The organism is Methanococcoides sp. DA23 (assembly GCF_057593895.1).
In genome coordinates this window covers 1597993-1615957 of record NZ_CM172520.1, presented here as the reverse complement: position 1 = coordinate 1615957, position 17965 = coordinate 1597993, and the positions used below count along the sequence as shown (strand labels likewise).

General features: G+C 45.3%; 19 protein-coding genes and 1 tRNA gene. 18 read left to right on the top strand and 2 right to left on the bottom strand.

Features of this window, described 5'->3' with window-relative positions; translation table 11 throughout:
• Nucleotides 1-7 precede the first annotated feature (7 nt).
• Together ileS and AC20MK_RS07790 are read right to left on the bottom strand one after the other, a co-directional pair.
• The gene (gene ileS / locus AC20MK_RS07795; protein WP_487355296.1) at nucleotides 8-3184 is read right to left on the bottom strand and encodes an isoleucine--tRNA ligase; all 3177 of its coding nucleotides are present in this window, start codon (nucleotides 3182-3184) and stop codon (nucleotides 8-10) included.
• Between the two features lie 150 nt (nucleotides 3185-3334).
• On the bottom strand, nucleotides 3335-4399 hold the full coding sequence (locus tag AC20MK_RS07790; protein WP_487355295.1) for a KamA family radical SAM protein: 1065 nt from the start codon (nucleotides 4397-4399) through the stop codon (nucleotides 3335-3337).
• A gap of 683 nt (nucleotides 4400-5082) precedes the next feature.
• Here AC20MK_RS07790 and AC20MK_RS07785 point away from each other — a divergent pair.
• The 18 genes from AC20MK_RS07785 (at nucleotide 5083) to AC20MK_RS07700 (ending at nucleotide 17960) form a co-directional block, all read left to right on the top strand.
• Nucleotides 5083-5565: an RNA-binding protein gene (locus AC20MK_RS07785; RefSeq protein WP_487355294.1), complete on the top strand. Its 483-nt coding sequence runs from the start codon at nucleotides 5083-5085 to the stop codon at nucleotides 5563-5565.
• Between the two features lie 174 nt (nucleotides 5566-5739).
• The gene (locus AC20MK_RS07780; protein ID WP_172368164.1) at nucleotides 5740-6120 is read left to right on the top strand and encodes a cell division protein SepF; all 381 of its coding nucleotides are present in this window, start codon (nucleotides 5740-5742) and stop codon (nucleotides 6118-6120) included.
• The gene (locus AC20MK_RS07775) at nucleotides 6117-6782 is read left to right on the top strand and encodes a ZPR1 zinc finger domain-containing protein (protein ID WP_487355293.1); all 666 of its coding nucleotides are present in this window, start codon (nucleotides 6117-6119) and stop codon (nucleotides 6780-6782) included. Before AC20MK_RS07780 ends, AC20MK_RS07775 begins: the two co-directional genes overlap by 4 nt.
• 57 nt (nucleotides 6783-6839) lie before the next feature.
• Nucleotides 6840-8276 carry a proline--tRNA ligase gene (gene proS, locus AC20MK_RS07770; RefSeq protein WP_487355292.1) on the top strand — a complete coding sequence of 479 codons (1437 nt, stop codon included), beginning with the start codon at nucleotides 6840-6842 and terminating at the stop codon, nucleotides 8274-8276.
• 20 nt (nucleotides 8277-8296) lie between these two features.
• Nucleotides 8297-9343, top strand: a complete 1047-nt coding sequence (gene cobT / locus AC20MK_RS07765; RefSeq protein ID WP_487355291.1) for a nicotinate mononucleotide-dependent phosphoribosyltransferase CobT — start codon at nucleotides 8297-8299, stop codon at nucleotides 9341-9343.
• Between the two features lie 112 nt (nucleotides 9344-9455).
• A tRNA-Trp gene (locus tag AC20MK_RS07760) sits at nucleotides 9456-9651 on the top strand.
• Nucleotides 9652-10002: 351 nt separating this feature from the next.
• The gene (locus AC20MK_RS07755) at nucleotides 10003-10668 is read left to right on the top strand and encodes a CAP domain-containing protein (RefSeq protein ID WP_487355290.1); all 666 of its coding nucleotides are present in this window, start codon (nucleotides 10003-10005) and stop codon (nucleotides 10666-10668) included.
• Nucleotides 10669-10965: 297 nt separating this feature from the next.
• Nucleotides 10966-11559 carry a 50S ribosomal protein L15e gene (locus AC20MK_RS07750; protein ID WP_487355289.1) on the top strand — a complete coding sequence of 198 codons (594 nt, stop codon included), beginning with the start codon at nucleotides 10966-10968 and terminating at the stop codon, nucleotides 11557-11559.
• On the top strand, nucleotides 11556-12011 hold the full coding sequence (locus AC20MK_RS07745) for an RNA-binding protein (RefSeq protein WP_487355288.1): 456 nt from the start codon (nucleotides 11556-11558) through the stop codon (nucleotides 12009-12011). Before AC20MK_RS07750 ends, AC20MK_RS07745 begins: the two co-directional genes overlap by 4 nt.
• A complete protein-coding gene (rnp3, locus tag AC20MK_RS07740; RefSeq protein WP_487355287.1) occupies nucleotides 12004-12729 on the top strand; it encodes a ribonuclease P protein component 3 in 726 nt (241 codons plus the stop codon). Before AC20MK_RS07745 ends, rnp3 begins: the two co-directional genes overlap by 8 nt.
• A gap of 2 nt (nucleotides 12730-12731) precedes the next feature.
• Nucleotides 12732-13094 carry an Rpp14/Pop5 family protein gene (locus tag AC20MK_RS07735; RefSeq protein ID WP_487357086.1) on the top strand — a complete coding sequence of 121 codons (363 nt, stop codon included), beginning with the start codon at nucleotides 12732-12734 and terminating at the stop codon, nucleotides 13092-13094.
• Between the two features lie 112 nt (nucleotides 13095-13206).
• Nucleotides 13207-14010, top strand: a complete 804-nt coding sequence (psmA, locus tag AC20MK_RS07730; protein WP_487355286.1) for an archaeal proteasome endopeptidase complex subunit alpha — start codon at nucleotides 13207-13209, stop codon at nucleotides 14008-14010.
• A 43-nt stretch (nucleotides 14011-14053) separates the two neighbouring features.
• The gene (locus tag AC20MK_RS07725; protein WP_487355285.1) at nucleotides 14054-14746 is read left to right on the top strand and encodes a ribosome assembly factor SBDS; all 693 of its coding nucleotides are present in this window, start codon (nucleotides 14054-14056) and stop codon (nucleotides 14744-14746) included.
• An 11-nt stretch (nucleotides 14747-14757) separates the two neighbouring features.
• On the top strand, nucleotides 14758-15549 hold the full coding sequence (gene rrp4 / locus AC20MK_RS07720) for an exosome complex RNA-binding protein Rrp4 (protein ID WP_487355284.1): 792 nt from the start codon (nucleotides 14758-14760) through the stop codon (nucleotides 15547-15549).
• A 50-nt stretch (nucleotides 15550-15599) separates the two neighbouring features.
• Nucleotides 15600-16661: an exosome complex exonuclease Rrp41 gene (gene rrp41, locus AC20MK_RS07715; RefSeq protein WP_487355283.1), complete on the top strand. Its 1062-nt coding sequence runs from the start codon at nucleotides 15600-15602 to the stop codon at nucleotides 16659-16661.
• Nucleotides 16645-17433 carry an exosome complex protein Rrp42 gene (gene rrp42, locus AC20MK_RS07710; protein WP_487355282.1) on the top strand — a complete coding sequence of 263 codons (789 nt, stop codon included), beginning with the start codon at nucleotides 16645-16647 and terminating at the stop codon, nucleotides 17431-17433. Before rrp41 ends, rrp42 begins: the two co-directional genes overlap by 17 nt.
• 93 nt (nucleotides 17434-17526) lie before the next feature.
• Nucleotides 17527-17814, top strand: a complete 288-nt coding sequence (locus AC20MK_RS07705) for a 50S ribosomal protein L37ae (protein WP_487355281.1) — start codon at nucleotides 17527-17529, stop codon at nucleotides 17812-17814.
• A 5-nt stretch (nucleotides 17815-17819) separates the two neighbouring features.
• Nucleotides 17820-17960, top strand: a complete 141-nt coding sequence (locus AC20MK_RS07700) for a DNA-directed RNA polymerase subunit P (RefSeq protein ID WP_011498374.1) — start codon at nucleotides 17820-17822, stop codon at nucleotides 17958-17960.
• The last annotated feature ends 5 nt before the right edge of the window (nucleotides 17961-17965 follow it).

The following is a 17965-nucleotide window of genomic DNA, read 5'->3' as shown; positions in this document are numbered from 1 at the left end:
CCTTGCCTTATTCTTCCTTTGAGATCGCTATGCTCATTGGGATGCCTTCAACATTCCATTCCTTTGCGAGCTCTCCGGTGGTCTCGACATCCAGGCCGATCACAAGTATCTTTGCACGTACTTCTTTTGCTATGTAGTTCTCAAAGTCGAGAACAAGGTCGAGTACTCTTTCATCGCTGATCTGTATGTGTGCTTTGATACTGTCATCTACATCAAGGTCCAGTTCCTTACGCATGTCCTGTATTCTGCGAATGACCTCTCTTGAATATCCTTCTGACTCTATCTCACGGCTGAGCTTTGCATCAACGAAGACTACTCCGCCATTGAATTCAGCACTTCCTACATCTTCCGGTACCGTTTCGCTGAAGTTGACCATCTTCTCGGTGATGGTCACGTTCGTGCCGTCCGCAAGGCTGATCTCCATCTCTCCGCCTGCAAGTCCTTTCTTCAGGTCATAAGCATCCATTGCACCGATGGCGGCACTGATCTTACCTGCGTCTCCCTTGAAGACAGGTCCGATGGCTCCGGGGTTAGGTGCGGATTCCACTCCAAGCTCGTTCCAGCTTTCGCCGACCTTGGTAGTTTCGATATCCTTGGCATTGGTCTGGTCCATAAGGACGTAGCGTAGTCCTTCGACAGCTGCGATAGTGTTCTCATCGGTCGGGCTGACAACGATGCGGGAAACCGGCCATCTTAGCTTACGTCCTACCTTCTGGCGAGCGTTGGAAGAAGCCTCGACGATAGAGCGTGCGACCTTCATCTGTGCTTCAAGGCTGGTATCAACAAGTGCTTCGTTGACAGCTGGCCAATCACAGAGGTGGATGGTCACAGGTGCATTCTCGTCAACGTTCCTGACAAGGTTCTGGTACATCTCTTCCGCAAGGTGTGGCATGAACGGTGCGATCAACTTTGCAGTTGTCACGAACACATCGTAGAGCACCCTGTAGACTGCCAACTTGTCGGGATTATCTGCTTCGACCCATGTCCTTGGTCTGATGAGCTGGATGTACCATCTTGAAAGGTCCTCGAGCACGAATTCATTGATGTGGCGCATTGCCTTGTGCAGCAATCTCGCATCCATTGCTTTATTGACATCAGCGATCACTGTCTGCATGCGTGAAAGGATCCATTTGTCCTCGCTTCTCAGATAAGCTTCAACGGATTCGTATGAGACCTTCTGTGGGTCGAAATCATCAAGTGCCATGTATGGAAGCGGGAATCTGTACACGTTCCACAGGATGTTGTTCGTCCTGTGCACTGTTGCCAGCTCGTCCCAGTTGAACTTCAGGTCTTCCCAGGGTGCACTTGCTGACAGTACATATGATCGGAGTGTGTCAGCACCGAACTTTTCGATGACCTCGGCAGGCTGTATGACATTGCCAATGCTCTTTGACATCTTCTTTCCGCTACCGTCAAGGGTGAATCCGTGCATGAGCACATTCTTGTATGGTGCTTTTCCGAATGCCACCATACTGGCCCCGAGCTGTGAATAGAACCATCCTCGGGTCTGGTCGTGTCCTTCTGTGATAAAGTCAGCAGGCCACCATTCATCGAATTGTTCCTTCTGATGTGGGAACCTCAATGTTGCCCAGGATGCCACTGCGGAATCGAACCAGACATCGAAGACATCTTCGACACGTTTCATGGTCCCGCCACACTCACATGGTATTGTCACTTTGTCAACGTAAGGTCTGTGCAGCTCGATATTCGGGTCTGCTCCGGAGCGTTCGATAAGTTCTTCGCGGGTTCCGACAACCGTCAGGCTGTTACAACTTGAACATTTCCAGACAGGGATCGGGATGCCCCAGTAGCGCTGTCTTGAGATACACCAGTCGCGTGCACCCTCTATCCAGTCCTTGAACCTTGCAGAACCTGCCCATTCAGGTGTCCAGTTGACTTTCTTGATCTCTTCGAGCATATCTTCCTTTAGCTCGCCTATCTTCAGGAACCACTGTTCGGTTGCAAGGTAGATGATAGCTGTTTTACATCTCCAGCAATGGCCATACCTGTGGCTGATCATTCTCTCGGCCATGAGAAGTCCTCTCTCCAGCAGATCATCCATAACAACGCGGTTTGCGTCACGGATGTTCATTCCACAATATTTTCCTGCTTCACTGGTGTAACTACCATTAGAACCCACAGGACAGAATATCGGGAGTTCGTTCTTTACGCCAACTTCAAAATCGTCAACACCATGTCCGGGCGCAATATGGACACAACCTGTGCTATCTGCTGTAACGTAATCTGCATTGCATATCCTGTGCTCGATCTCTGCCTGCAAAGGCACAAGGTCTGCAAGGGGGTGCTCGTAAACTGTGCCCTCGAGGTCCTTGCCTGACATCGTGCTGAGGACTTCATAATCTAAATATCTGCCAATTCTGAGAACGTTCTCAACAAGCTCTGATGCGATTATCAATATCTCAGTTGCATTATTCTCACTGATAGCTTTTACTTTTGAATACTCGAATTCCGGATGGACTGCCACAGCGATGTTGGATGGGATGGTCCATGGGGTTGTTGTCCATATGACGACAAAGGTGTTCTCTTCGTCCTTTAGTTTGAACTTGATATAGGTTGAAGGGTCTTCGCGGTCTTCATACTCGACCTCAGCGTCAGCAATTGCGGTTTCGCATCTTGGGCACCAGTTGACAACTCTCTTTCCGGTATCAAGCAGGTTCTTTTCCTGTGCCTGTTTAAGTGTCCACCATGCAGCTTCGATGTACTCATCCTTGAGCGTCATGTAGGGGTCTTCCCAGTCAAGCCAGGCACCAAGGGTCTGGAACTGCTCGGTCATATCGTCCTTCTGGCGAAGTGCGAACTCCTTACATTTCTCAATGAAATTACCTACACCGTATGTCTCGATGTCCTTCTTTGATTCGAAACCAAGGGCACCCTCTACCTTTACCTCGATGGGTAATCCGTGCATGTCCCATCCTGCCCTGTCGAGGATGTCATGGTCGTTCATTGACATGTAACGCAGGATACTGTCCTTGATTATCTTGTTCCAGGCAGTGCCAAGGTGGATGTGACCTGTGGTGTATGGTGGTCCGTCCACGAAATAGAATTTCTTAGCGCCTTTCCTGTGTTCACGTACTGATCTGTAGGCGTTGTTCGCCTCCCAGAATCCATGAACCTTTGTTTCGATCTCTTTGGCATTGTACTGGTCAGTAACTTCTTTGATCATGATGGTGCCCTCCTGGATATGTCCAGTTCCTTGGCTACGTATAGGTGTTATCCTAATGCGGTAACTGATTTAAATATTATTGTTAAAAAGCGTATGTTTCAAAAAATATAATATGTATGTGGGCAGGGGCAAAGATGTCCCCTTAACTGCTCAGATCGTTTCTGGCTCTTCGAAGAAGAACCTCTTTTCCCCAAATGCAGGCTCAAGGTCGGTAAGCCATGAGGCTGTCGGGGAATATTTTGCAAAGAACGGTTTACGCACCCATCCACAATCACGTCCTTGCAGGAATTCAAGTACAAAGACCTTTTCACCGTTGATTTCCTGTGTGCCGAGGACATTTATCTTCCCTGGGTCAGTGGACATGCTTGGTCCGCGTACGGTTCTTGCAAGTCCGCTCACGTTCTGGTATGCTTCCTGGAAAATCTCCCATGCTTTTGCCACAGGAGTGTCGAAATAGTGGTTTGCACCTGTGTTCCTTACCATGAACATGTAGTAGGGAATACATCCAAGGCGTACCTGTTCTCTCCACATCTGTTCCCAGATGACAGGGTCATCGTTTATGTGGGCTATCAGGGGGGACTGGGTTCGTATCTGTGCTCCGGTCGCACGTATGTTCTGTATGGCTTCCTTGACGATATCTGTTGTCAGCTCTACTGGGTGGTTGAAATGTCCCATAATGGCCATGTGCTTGTTGTGGTCGGCAACATTGGAGAACAGTGACAGTATGTCTTCGCTATCCTTGTCCGAAACAAAGCGTTGTGGCCAGTAACTTAATGATTTTGTCCCTATCCTGATGTTCTCGATCGTGCGAATATCTGCTTCCAGGATAGGCTCGATGTATCCTTTCAGGAGATTTGCACTCATCGTCATGGGATCTCCTCCTGTGAAGAGCACATCTTTGACCTCGGGATGTTCCTGTAGGTATGATATTAACGTCTCTATCTCCTTGCTGGCAAACTTCAGGTCTTTCATGCCAGTGAATTGTGCCCACCTGAAGCAGAACGTACAGAATGTGTGGCAGGTCTGTCCCTGTGTGGGGAAGAAAAGGACAGTTTCGTTATACTTGTGTTGCATTCCCTCAAGGACCTTGCCGTTAAGTTCGGGAACGTTCTTATCAAGCTGTCCTGCAGGATGCGGGTTCAGGGTTAAACGTATATTGTGTATTGCCTGTTGGATCTCTTCTTCCGGTGCACCGGTGGTTAAAAGGTGCTTCATCTCCTCGTAGTGAGGTGGCAATAGCATGTCCGTGTTAGGAAAAGTAAGTCTGAACATAGGGTCATTGGGTACATTGTCCCAATTAATGAGCTCATCGATGACGTAATTATTAACTCGGAAAGGAAAGATCCTTGCAGCGATCTCGATATCCTCTTGCTGCTCTTGAGTAAAATTCTGTATCTGTGGGATATCTTTATAATTTGAAAGGGTGTATGCGCGGAATTCTCGTTTTGTAGCACCAGTTATGCTGATACCTCCCGTTTTGTTTTTTAAAAAAGCCGCCTTTTGCCAGCGGTTTCAATTTATACTTGAAACTATTTGTGATCTTGATTAATCACGCTATAGATAATATATAGTTGTTAAATTCTGAACTCATCTATTACGATTGATTATATAATAATTTCCCTTTTTTTATACTACTGTTTCTACTTTTTATGCGTATGTCCAAAACAACTACGCTGGTGTTTATATGGCTGGCTGGGGGCTGCCATCGTTCTGTTCATTTTTGACTGCCTTTCTATTATCATTAAGGGTCAGAACTCTTCTGAAAGATTCTGTTGTTCCTAAATTCAATCAACTGCCTCTGTATCTTTATTCCTTCCAATGTCCTGTTCGAAATGTTTAAAACAATACGGGGCTATAATGCATGGTTAAAATCATGTTTTATTATCAAAGGTGATAAGTTGAAAGTAAAGTCCAGGGTTCAACTAAGGAAATCTGCAAAGAACAAATTGTTTAAAAGTCTTCGATCTACTTTCGGGGATGTTATTGACAGTATTTCAGAATGCAAGCTTGAGAGTGCTATGGCTGATGATTTTAAGATAATCATCGTTGATGGCAAGGTGCTTTTCTTCCATATGGATGAGGTACCTTTCCCCACTGTAAGGGGTGTGCTTGAATTGGGACTTGATTGCAATGTCGTTACTGTTGATGCGGGTGCCGTGAAGTTTGTTGTGAACGGTGCCGATATAATGTGTCCGGGAATCGTTAAAGTTGATGATGGGCTGAATGAGGGCGACCTTGTTATTATCGTTGAAGAAACGCATGGTAAGCCTCTTGCTATCGGACGTGCCCTTGTGCCGGCGACTGAGATGGTGGGCAGGTCAGGTAAGGCCATTAAGTCCATACATCATGTCGGGGATGAACTTTGGAACCTTGAGGCATGATATTTCAGGATGAATGGGAAGCTATCATTAAAATATGATGAACATCCATATTAAACCCTATAACATTGATGCGAAGCCAGAAAATCAAAATAGCTAATGGCTTAAATATTAAAAGAATTATTAAAGATACATTCTAGATCCATTCAATCTAATCTTAGGACAAAGGTGCTGACTATGGCAAATTTCATGGATAAAATATTTGGAAGTGGAGTAAAGGGCGCGACAGATGCTGATGAATATACTGAGCTCGACCTTGGTAAATTTGAACAGGAAATGGCAGATGAACCTGCAGAGACCTATATCAGGGTGGCAGAACTTACAAACCTTAACGAACTTCCTGACTTGAAGAAAGAGATCTATAATGGCAATATCCTTATGATCGATATCTCTAATATCAAGGCTGATAAACTCATGCTTGACAGGGCACTTAAGGATCTGAAAGATGTTGTTATCGATGTGCATGGGGACATTGCAGGTATTAAGGATGACCAGGTCCTTGTCACTCCTACAGGTGTCAGAATAGACCGATCCAAGATAGTGGGTGGAAGGTATTGAGCGCAGAGGATAGTTCCGAGGCAGAGTCTCCGAGATCGTTTGAGACCAGAACTTCCTGCCCTCTCTGCCAGGAAGACCTTATCATTAAATGGAAGGGGGATGAAATTCCCTATTTTGGGGAAGTTATGTACATTACCACTTCCTGTTGTAACTGTGGGTTCAGGTTCGCGGATACAATGATACTTGCTCAGAAAGAGCCTATGCGTTTTGAGCTCAAGGTAGAAGGACTTGAGGACCTCAATGCAAGGGTCATACGTTCGACCTCAGGAACCATAAGGATCCCTGAACTCGGGATCGATGTTGAGCCTGGTTCTGTTTCGGATTCATATGTTACCAATATTGAGGGCATTCTTCAAAGGGTACAGTCGGTTGTCGTGACCGCTACTGGCTGGGTAAAAGATGATGCCGATGCGTATGCACGTGGGCTGGAACTGCAGGACCAGCTTGAAAAAGCCATGGAAGGGGCTTTCCCTCTGACGGTAATCATAGAGGATCCGCTTGGTAACAGTGCTATAATCTCTGAGAAAGTTGTATCCAAAAAACTCTCAGCCGAGGAAGCGAACGATCTTCATAGCGGTATGGTCATCTTTGATGTTGATACCTCCCAGATGGAAGTCGATTCTTCTGATAAGATACAGCCGATTGGAAATAGCTATAAATGATGCCTGTATTTAGCTCAAAAATTCTTATTTAATCGTTTCGATCTTATTGGTGACATTATGGCTGAACAAGAAAAAGAGGCAACACTTCCTTCAAAAGAGAATTTCAGTGAATGGTATAATGATATGCTCCAGGTCGCAGAGATCATGGATGTACGTTATCCTGTGAAAGGTTCATATGTTTGGTATCCTTTCGGTTTTTCCATTCGCAGGAATGTTTATGATATTATTCGTGGATTGCTTGATAAAGATCATCAGGAAACAATGTTCCCTCTTTTGATACCTGAACATGAGTTCATGAAAGAGGCAGAACATATCAAAGGCTTCGAGGAAGAGGTCTATTGGGTCCTCAATGGCGGTACATCTCCTCTTGATGTGAAACTTGCGCTTCGTCCAACCAGTGAGACCGCTATTTATCCTATGTATCGTCTTTGGGTGCGTTCACATGCGGACCTCCCATTGAAGCTTTATCAGATCGTCAATACCTTCAGGTATGAGACTAAGCACACCAGACCGCTTATCCGTCTCCGGGAGATAACCTCTTTCAAGGAAGCGCACACTGTCCATGCAACCTGGGATGAGGCTGCTTCTCAGGTGGATGAGGCTATCAGGCTCTATATAGAGTTCTACAAAAGGCTTGCTATTCCTGTGCTTCCTTCCAAGCGTCCTAGCTGGGATAAGTTCCCCGGGGCCGATTATACCATTGCAGTAGATTCATTGATGCCTGATGGAAAAACGCTTCAGGTGGGAACTGCACATCACTTGGGTGATAATTTCGCAAAGACCTTCGATATCAAGTATGAGGATGCTATTGGTGAACAGGTCTATGCTCATCAGACATGCTATGGCGTTTCTGAAAGGTGCATTGCCACTCTGCTTTCTACCCATGGCGATGATAAGGGTCTGGTGCTTCCTCCGGAGATCGCTCCGACACAGGTGGTTATCATACCTATCATTTTCAAAGAGCCGGAAGCTGTGCTCAATGCATGTAATGATGTCAAGGCTGAGCTTGAGGCTGCAGGTGTTCGGGTCACTATCGATGATAGTGATAAGCGTCCAGGTTCCAAGTATTATAAGTGGGAGATGAAGGGTGTTCCTTTGAGGATCGAGATCGGTCCGAGGGATCTGAAGAACGAGGCTGCAATGCTTGCCAGGCGTGATACCGGTGAGAAGGAACAGGTGCCTCTGGCCTCTATCAAGGATGAGGTTCTCTCAAGGTTCGAGATCATTCAGGCATCCCTTTTGGAAAAGGCAACCGCTGAGCTGAACGAGCGTATATTCGATTGTTCTACTGTGGATGATGTTAAGGAAAAGGTGCAGGACGGAATTGCTCTTGTTCCATGGTGTGGTGAGGAAAAGTGTGGGCTCGATCTGGATGAACAGGTCGGCGCAGGCATACTTGGAATTCCTACTGATATGGATGAGGATGGCACTTACAAGTGTCCGATCTGTAGCAAGGAAACTCGTACAAGGGTTTACGTGGCAAGGACTTATTGATACTGACTGGGTGATTTGATATGGGATCTCTGATAGCTAATGATAAAAGACCGGAAAAGCCGTTATTCATTTGTGTATTGGGAAATACGGAAACTGCATATATCGAGAAGTTGTCTGCGGCAGGAAAGACTGCTAAGCTTACGGATTATACTCCGACAGGCGATGCGGAGCTCGTGGAGACTGGTGGTATCATCAGTACTCCTGTGATCCCGATGACACCTCCTTATAATACTCCCACTCCCGGGCTTATTACGCGTGCATCATTACAACTTTCAGGTGTCCCTCATCTTTTCGTGAACTCCGGTCTGAAGATACCTCCTAAGGTTCCTTTCGAGGACCTGGGTGCAAGGTATGGGGAAGATATCAGGAACGATGTTGCGGTGCATGATGTCGAAGGTATCATCAAGGCTGCACTTTCTGTCGGTGAGAGGGTTCGTGATGACCATGATATGTTCGTAATAGGGGAAAGTACTCCTGCTGGCACGACCACTGCAATGGGTGTTCTTGATGCTCTCGGATATGATAGCAATGTGAGCAGTAGTTCTTCCGAGAACCCTGTGGAACTTAAGAGAAGGGTCGTGAAAGAGGCAATGGATGTGTCAGGCATCATTTCTGGTGGTCTTAAGGGGGATCCTATGCGCGCGATCGCCTGTCTTGGGGATCCGATGATGCCAGCTGTGGCTGGTCTTGTTTCCGGTCTTAAAGGTAAGCGTGTCATCCTTGCAGGCGGAACTCAGATGGCAGCAGTGTATGCTTTCATGAAGCATCTGGGGACTGATCTTAGTAATGTTTCCATTGTGACCACAAGTTATGTCGCTAACGATGAGACTGCGAATTTCAATGATATCATCGAAGCACTTGAAGCTGATATGTTCGCAATTGATCCTCGTTTTGGTAATTCTTCCCATAAGGGATTGAGGCAGTATGAACTTGGTTATGTGAAGGAAGGGGTAGGTGCCGGAGGAGCACTTTATCTTGCAGGTCTTCTCGGAGTATCTGTCGATACTATCCGTGAGGAGATCGAAAAGATCTGCCTTGAACTTGCTGACCTTATAAATGCAGAATGATCCTTTGGGTTGAAGGATGTGATCTTGTCACATTCTTGAACCATTTTTGTTTTTTAAACCGATACCTATATCAGCGATGAGGTGTATCTTTGGGTTGTAATCGCAAGGTTGCGGGGCTGTGGCCTAGCCTGGAATGGCGACGGGCTCCAGCGGATAAATGATGAACAACGGGTCTACTGAGATCTACTCGACGGAGTGGGTCGGTGAAGAGCCGTTGGAGCACTGATGTGTGTTCTTAAGAATTGACTGTCGTAAGGCAGTTGTTCGGAGAGACCCGTCGATCGAGAGTTCGAATCTCTCCAGCCCCACGTTTTTCTTTTCTTTTAGCTTCCTCGGGAAAATACATTTATTTTTGGATAAATTTAGCTTACAGGTGTTTCTATCCAGTTCGAAGTGCACCGGTCATATATCTTTTAACCTATATTCAAATTATTATTCGATCTATGGTCAATATGCTATTCCTATTTCATCAATTATTAAGTTCTTTAAAATGTGATGTTGGACTGCCTCAATTTACTTTTTTTGTGTGACTTGTATCCATTAGATGTATATAGTTGTTCAATACAACAGGCTGAATGAAATTGTATATACGCAATTTGATAAATATGGGGTTATTATTAATGAATAGTCTAATCCTTAAAATAGGCGGTAATTGAAATATGAACAAATTAAAGATCCTGCTGGTTTCCTTGCTAATGGTTTGTTTGCTTGTCCCTGCGGCAAGTGCTGATAATCCATATGCTGAGGTAGAACAGCAAATGCTTGACCTTATTAATCAGGAGCGCGAAAAAAATGGGCTTGATCCTTTTAGGTTCAATTCTCTTCTTAACGATGTGGCAAGTGAACATAGTCAGGAGATGATAAGCAAAGATTATTTCAGCCACAATTCATACGATGGTACTTCTTTCTCTACAAGGATCAGAGCCTCTGGTTATGAATCCTATAGAGTTGCTGAGAACATTGCTTTCAGGGTGCCTCCAAGTGTTACGACAGCTCATGAACGTCTTATGGCTTCTCCTGGTCACAGAAAAAATATATTGAATCCCAGTTATAATGAGATCGGTATTGGTGTATGGACTGGTGAATTCACATACGATGGCAGGACATACAGCAATGCTGCAACGTACACACAGAACTTCGGTTGGTGTGAACCAGCTACAGATCCTGTAGTTACATACCATCCGTACGATGAAAATAAGGACTTTATAATTAGTATTGGTGAATTGAGTAAGGCGATCGATGACTACCGTACAAACGGTTCAATATCTATTGCAGAACTCAGTGATCTGGTGGATGTGTATCGTACAGGTGAGCCTTATTATTAAGAATTAGTTGAGGGGGATTATCTCTCAACCACTCTTTTTTCATATGATCTTACTTCCGAGATACTCACAATATATTAGATCATAAGATTTGCCAACTTTTCCAGTTCCTCGTTTTCATTTCCTTGTTCTTCTTCTAATTAATCAATACTATCATCCGTTCAGTCCTATCAGATACAAAGACTTAAATGTCATAGTGTATGTAGTAATCGATGTTTCATCGTCGGGATAATATCCCGTGGGAATGTGGCTGAAAACTTCAGCTGAACCGTGAAACTAACATGAAACTAGGTGAATAAATTGTCAAAATCATTTTATGGATATATAAGAGACGCATGGAAGAACCCTGATGCGACATACGTTCGTGACCTTAGATGGGAAAGACTTCAGGTATGGAGAAAGGAAGGCTCAGTTACAAGGGTAGAGCGCCCAACACGTATCGACCGTGCACGAGCACTTGGTTACAAGGCTAAGCAGGGTATTGTTGTTGCTCGTGTAAAAGTACGAAGGGGTAGCATGAGAAAGTCCCGTTACATTCGTGGAAGGCGTACTCAGCACACCGGTAAGAACAAGATCACTGTCGCTAAGAGCATTCAGAGGATCTCTGAAGAGCGTGCTGCAAGGAAGTACCCTAACATGGAAGTCCTTAACTCTTACTGGGTAGGCGAAGATGGTAAGCAGAAATGGTACGAGGTAATTCTCGTTGACCCAAGCCACCCTGTCATCAAATCTGACAAGAACCTCAACTGGATCTGTGGCAATGCTCACAGCGGTAGGGTATTCCGTGGTAAGACCAGTGCAGGTCGTAAGGGCAGAGGCATGCAGAAGCGCGGTACAGGTACTGAGAAGACCAGGCCAAGCGTGCGATCAAACATCAACAGAAGCAAAAAGTGATCCACTATATCTCTGTGCGTGTAAGCGCACATGCTACTGAGGATGAGTCCAGAGTAAGATCTGCTCTGGATCTCTTTTTATTGAATTCATTTGACAAGGGCAAGTGTACTGATACTGATAAGTACGTTGAGTCTCTGGTCGTCGAAGGGTATCATGGTAATCCTATTACCATGTTCAGTTCAACTATCAAGCGTAAGCCTGACACAAAGGCCTTTGCTGCATTCGTCAGACCGAAGATGACGCCTGAAGATGTGGAGCTTCTTCGTGAGGAGATGCCTGATCGTCTTGATGATGATCAGATGTTCCATCTGAGATTCGACAAGCAGGCAGCTTACAATGGCCAGATCAAGTTATCCTCTTCATCGGATGCGATAATCGTGAAAGTGAAGATCGAAACGTATCCAAAGGATCGGCTGGAAGCCGGCAGGATCGTGGAGGAATTATTTGGCTGAACGTTCATTCTATGATCTTAGTGTACACTCTATGCCGGATGGAATAAATACGGCACAAGATCTTGTCTCAATGGCAAAACACCTTGGTTTTGTCGGGATCGGTCTGAGCAATCATTCCACGGCAGAAGGGCCGCTAAAATCTGATCGTGTTGAAGGTTTTGATATTTTTCGTACGGTCGAGCTTGTGGCTTCCAATCCATCTAAACTTCATGGTCTTGTTGGAAAATATCGCAATACCGTGGATGTTCTGGCTGTGCATGGTGGCGATGAGGGGATTAATCGTGCAGCATTGGAGAATTCGAATGTTGATGTCCTTTTACACCCGTCCACTCCAAAGGGCAGTGGCTTAAATCACGTGCTTGCAAGATCTGCGAGTGAAAATAATGTTGCTATTGGATTTGATATTGATTCGTTGATCATGTCCCGTGGTGGCAGACGTGTGCACAGCCTATCTCATTTCAGGGATTATCTGGCACTTTCAAGGAAATATGATGTTCCAATGTTGCTTACAAGCAATGCTTCATCTATCTTTGGTCTGCGTGCACCTCGGGAGATCATTTCACTTGCCGTTCTTTTTGGAATGGAAAAGGATGAGGCCATCACGGCATTATCGGAAACTCCTTTGGGGATAGTTCAAAAGAAAAGACATGATAAGAACTATGTTTGTGAAGGGGTGGAGATACTTGAGCCTTCTCTTTCTGTTCAGGAGGATGAATGAAGCTGAAAGTCCTTCCTCCGACCTTGCGTCAGGACCGCAGATATTTTGCATTTGAACTTATAGGTGGCAATAGGGTCGATCGAAGTGATCTCCTTCGTGAGATATTCTCATGTGCCAGTTCGCTAGTGGGCGATAAGGGTTCAAGTGAATGCGAGATAAGGTTACTTGATTTCGAGGATTCAAAAGGTATTGTACGTTGTCTTCGGGACCGTATGGATATGACCCGTGCTGTTCTTGCTTCGGTGACCTCGGTGAATGGTAAGCAGGTGATCATTCATGTTCTTGGTATATCCGGAACTGTGCATGGAGCAACAACAAAGTATTTAGAAGGGTGTACTGTATATAGTCCTGAAGAAAAGACATAAACAGTCATATATATTATAATTTGGAATTACTTTAAGTGAACTAGATGAATGTAAAGAAACTCTATTCATACGTTTTTTAGCATCACAAAATAATTAGTAGGAGATAAAGAGCATGCAAATGGCACCACAAATGGGTTATGATAGAGCAATTACTGTTTTTAGTCCCGATGGAAGGCTTTTTCAGGTAGAGTATGCAAGGGAAGCCGTTAAAAGAGGCACTACCGCTGCTGGAATTAAAGCAAAGGACGGTGTTGTCCTTATTGTTGACAAGAGGATCACAAGCAGGTTGATCGAAGCGGAATCCATCGAAAAGATATTCCAGATAGATGAGCATATCGGAGTCGCAACATCAGGTCTTGTTGCTGATGCACGTGCTCTCGTGGACAGGGCAAGAGTGGAAGCTCAGATCAACATGGCCACCTATGATGAGCCTATCGGTGTTGAGGTTCTGTCAAAGAAGATATGTGATCACAAGCAGACATACACGCAATATGGTGGTGTCCGTCCTTATGGTACTGCACTTTTGATCGCAGGCGTCGATGACCTCAAACCCAGGCTGTTCGAAAGTGACCCTAGCGGTGCACTTCTTGAGTATAAGGCAACAGCTATCGGAGCAGGCAGAAACGTTTTCATGGAAACTTTCGAGGAAATGCATCGCGATGACATGACCATGGAAGAAGCAGTAATGCTTGGAATGGAAGCGCTTTATAGGGCATCTGATGTAAAGATCGATCCTGCAACACTTGAAGTGGGCATGGTCACTCTTGAGGACCGCCAGTTCAGGAAATGTCCTGTCGAAGAGGTCGAGTCATACGTTGAATCCATTCTTGCTAAACATAAGGAAGATGATGCTGACGAAACCACTGAAGAAACCACTGAAGAAGCAGCAGATGAGGAAAAGCAGCAGGACGAATAATGTGTTTTTGAGCATTATTGGGTAATATAGGAGAGTGTAGAGTATGGTATCTCTTGATGAATCATTGGTTGCAAGGCTAAAGAAAGGCAGCAAACATTATGAAGTGCTTGTGGATCCTGACGGGGCTCTGGAGTTCAAGAAAGGAGGCAATGTTAAAATTGAGGACGTTCTTGCAGTAGAGGCCGTTTTCGAGGATTCCGGCAGGGGAGACCATGCAGCAGAATCCGATCTTACCAATGCATTCCAGACGGATGATGTTTTTGAGATCGCAGCGTATATAATCAAACACGGCGAACTTCAGCTTACCAAGGAACAGAGGAAACATATTCTTGAGGAGAAGACCAGAAAGGTCATTTCCATTATTGCACAAAATGCGATAAATCCTCAGACAAGGGCACCTCACCCTCCTGGTAGGATCGAAAAAGCAATGGAAGAGGCAAAGGTCCATATCGATCCTCTGAAGGGTGTGGATGAACAGGTCAATATTGTCATGAAGGCGATAAGACCGATCATTCCTATTCGTTTTGAAGAAGTTGAGATCGCTGTCAAGATCCCTTCTGAATATGCAGGTAAATCCTATGGGGATATCGCAAAGTTCGGGACCATGCTCAGGGATAACTGGGAGAACGATGGCTCCTGGGTAGCTGTGATCAAGATCCCTGCAGGTATGCAGAATGACTTTTATGGTCTTGTGAACCATCTGACAAAAGGTGATGCGGAAACAAAACTTTTGTAAGAGGTTAATTAATGGATCGTAATATAGTAATTCCCGGGCAATTGCTTTCTGAGAAGAAGGAAATGGCCGGGCCAGGCACTTATGTTAAAGACGGAAATATATATTCATTACTTTATGGAGTTGCAAATTTCAAGGGAAGGGTTTCAGTAGTACCCTTTTCTGGAAAATATATTCCTTCGCGTAAGGATTTCATTATTGTGAAGGTCATTGATGTTACTCCTTCCAACTGGATAATGGAAACAGGTTCTCCGTATGATGGTCTACTTCATGTATCCGAATTTCCGAAACGTGTTGATTCCTCTGAAATGAGGAAGTTCATGGATATTGGGGATTGTGTCGTTGTTCGTGTGAAAGATGTCAGCAAGGCTATGAAAGTAGAGCTTTCAATGCGTGAACAGGGCTCAAAGGTCCTAAGAAAAGGTCGTATCATTGAAGTTATGCCTGCAAAGGTACCACGTGTCATCGGACACGGGGGTTCAATGGTGTCTATTCTTAAGAAAGAGTCGAATTGTGATGTTTTCGTAGGAAAGAACGGCCGTATCTGGATCAATGGTAGGGATAACGATATGGATCGTCTGACAACAGCGATCGAAATGATAGAAAGTGAATCTCATATTTCCGGTTTAACGGATAAGGTCGGCATGTTTTTGAGGGGTGAGCCGGAAGGGGCCGAGGGTTCCGATGAAGAACAGCTAGTAGATGAGGAAGTTGCTGGTGTGCCCTTTGAAGACGATGACGTTACCGAAGAGACCAGTCGTAAGGTCGATGTCTTGCTGGACAATGATCCAGAAGAGACTGATTAAGACCTTTTGTGTTCACAGATGGGAGAATGAGATGAAATTGGAGATTAAATATGAGTGATAAACCGGAAAAATTTATTGACGAGAATGGACTTCGTCTTGACGGTAGGCGTGTTGATGAGATCCGCCCAATGACCGTGGAAATGGGCGTACTCTCAAGAGCAGATGGCTCTTGTTATCTTGAATGGGGTAACAACAAGGTCCTTGCAGCTGTTTATGGCCCGAGGGAACTTCACCCACGCAGGCTTCAGCGTCCAAGTGAAGCACTTGTAAGGTATAGGTATAATATGGCAGCCTTCTCTGTGGAGGATCGTATCCGTCCTGGTCCAAGCAGGAGGAGTACTGAGATATCAAAGGTGAGTGGAGAGGCATTCGAACCTGTTGTGATGAAACAGTTCTATCCAGGTGCTGTTATTGATGTGTTTGCAGAGGTCCTTCAGGCAGATGCAGGTACAAGGACAGCGGCTATCAATGCTGCTACACTTGCACTTGTGGATGCAGGCATTCCTATGAAGGGATTGGTCGCATCATGTGCTGTCGGAAAGGTGGATGGTCAGCTTGTGCTTGACCTTAATAAGCCTGAAGATAATTATGGTGATGCAGACCTGCCTATTGCAATGACCGAGGATGGCGAGATCACTTTACTTCAGATGGATGGTCACCTTACCGCTGATGAGATCGCTAAGGGTGTCGAAATGGCCCGGAAGGGCTGTGAACAGATATTTGCTATTCAGAAGGAAGCCCTTTTATCAAAGTTCGGTACAACCGACGAAGAGGAGATCCTCAAAGAAGCTGAGCTCCAGGCTGAGATCGCAACTTCTGAGGATGAAACTGAGGATGCTGAAGTAGTTTCTGAGGAAGTTGAAGTAGTTCCTGATGTCGAACCTGAGGCTGAGGACGACGAAACTGACGAGGACGGGGAGATCGAGCTTCAGGACGAGGAAGTGGCTTTCACGGATGACGAGGCTGAGGATGCTTCTAGTGAGGCCGAGGATATGTTCGGAGAGGATATCTCTGAGTTCGAGCTAACTGAAAACGCTGAATCCGAGGGTGACAGCTCTTCAGAACCAGAGGGCGCTGAGTCCGATGAGGATGAGGGTGAGAAAAATGAGTGAAGCTATATCAAGACTTAAAAAAGATTATTTGTTCAATCTGGCTCTCAAAGGTCAGCGTGAAGATGGTCGTGGGTTCGATGAAGTACGTGATCTGATAGTTGAGACCAATGTCATTGATAAGGCAGAAGGTTCCGCAAAGGTCTTGCTGGGTGATACGCAGGTATTGGTCGGTGTCAAACTTCAGGTAGGCTCTCCGTTTGCGGATTCTGCAGACAAGGGTGTCATTATCACAAGTATGGAGCTTAATCCTATAGCTTCACCAAACTTCGAAGCTGGTCCTCCGCGAGAGAAAGCTATTGAAATGGCACGTGTGGTAGACCGCGGTATCCGTGAATCAGGCGCAATTGATTTAAACAAGTTGTGTATTACGGAAGGAGAAGAGGTCTGGATAGTTTTCATAGATGTCCATGTGCTTAACGACAGTGGTAATTTACTGGATGCTGCTTCACTCGGTGCTATTGCAGCACTTATGACGGCGACTGTTCCGGGAGAACGCGAAGGTCGCGGAGGGGATGTAAAACTGCCTATCCGTGAAATGCCGGTCTCTCTCTCCTTTGTTGACATTGGAGGGGAACTTGTCATTGATGCGACCAATAATGAGGAATCAGTTAGTGATCTAAGACTCACTATAGTGACCAATCAGGATGGTTCGATCTGTGCTATGCAGAAAAGCGGTTCAGGTACGCTCTCAGAAGAGAACTTCCTGAGATCCGTTGAAAAATCACGTGAGATCGGAGCGAAAATCAGAGAGGAATACCTCCTCAACATCTGAATCGTCTTTGATTCAATGAAGACTCATAACGATTATACTCGATCATTATAAGCTCGATCATAAATAGGAATCTGCTTCAAGGAGATATTTATAATGGCAAAGAAATATACAAGGAAAGGACGTGTATCTAGGTCCGCAGGAAGATTTGGTACACGCTATGGTAGAAGAGACCGAAAGTTGGTTGCTGATCTCGAAGAGAAGATGCATGCAGCACACAAGTGCGCAAGTTGTGCACGCCTGACTGTAAAGAGAGTTGGGACTGGTATCTGGAAATGTAAAAAATGTGGATATACTTTTGCAGGTGGTACTTACATCCCAGCTACAACAGTCGGTAAGACTGTGTTGAGGACTGTTAAGAAAGCCACTGAACAGGTTGAGTAATAAATATGGACTATAAGTGTACACGATGCAAGCGGCCAGTCGAGATCGACTATGGATATACTGGTATTCGTTGTCCGTACTGCGGGCACCGTATACTTGTAAAAGAAAGGCCGCAATCATCGATCAAAAAGGTTAAGGTCGAGTAAGAAGC

What these genes read in the sequence shown, in the direction of transcription:
- ileS (WP_487355296.1), bottom strand. Translation starts at nt 3,184, where the DNA reads ATGATCAAAGAAGTTACTGACCAGTACAATGCCAAAGAGATCGAAACA.
- AC20MK_RS07790 (WP_487355295.1), bottom strand. Translation starts at nt 4,399, where the DNA reads ATGAAGCACCTTTTAACCACCGGTGCACCGGAAGAAGAGATCCAACAG.
- AC20MK_RS07780 (WP_172368164.1), top strand. Translation starts at nt 5,740, where the DNA reads ATGGCAAATTTCATGGATAAAATATTTGGAAGTGGAGTAAAGGGCGCG.
- proS (WP_487355292.1), top strand. Translation starts at nt 6,840, where the DNA reads ATGGCTGAACAAGAAAAAGAGGCAACACTTCCTTCAAAAGAGAATTTC.
- cobT (WP_487355291.1), top strand. Translation starts at nt 8,297, where the DNA reads ATGGGATCTCTGATAGCTAATGATAAAAGACCGGAAAAGCCGTTATTC.
- AC20MK_RS07755 (WP_487355290.1), top strand. Translation starts at nt 10,003, where the DNA reads ATGAACAAATTAAAGATCCTGCTGGTTTCCTTGCTAATGGTTTGTTTG.
- psmA (WP_487355286.1), top strand. Translation starts at nt 13,207, where the DNA reads ATGCAAATGGCACCACAAATGGGTTATGATAGAGCAATTACTGTTTTT.
- AC20MK_RS07725 (WP_487355285.1), top strand. Translation starts at nt 14,054, where the DNA reads ATGGTATCTCTTGATGAATCATTGGTTGCAAGGCTAAAGAAAGGCAGC.
- rrp4 (WP_487355284.1), top strand. Translation starts at nt 14,758, where the DNA reads ATGGATCGTAATATAGTAATTCCCGGGCAATTGCTTTCTGAGAAGAAG.
- rrp41 (WP_487355283.1), top strand. Translation starts at nt 15,600, where the DNA reads ATGAGTGATAAACCGGAAAAATTTATTGACGAGAATGGACTTCGTCTT.
- AC20MK_RS07705 (WP_487355281.1), top strand. Translation starts at nt 17,527, where the DNA reads ATGGCAAAGAAATATACAAGGAAAGGACGTGTATCTAGGTCCGCAGGA.
- AC20MK_RS07700 (WP_011498374.1), top strand. Translation starts at nt 17,820, where the DNA reads ATGGACTATAAGTGTACACGATGCAAGCGGCCAGTCGAGATCGACTAT.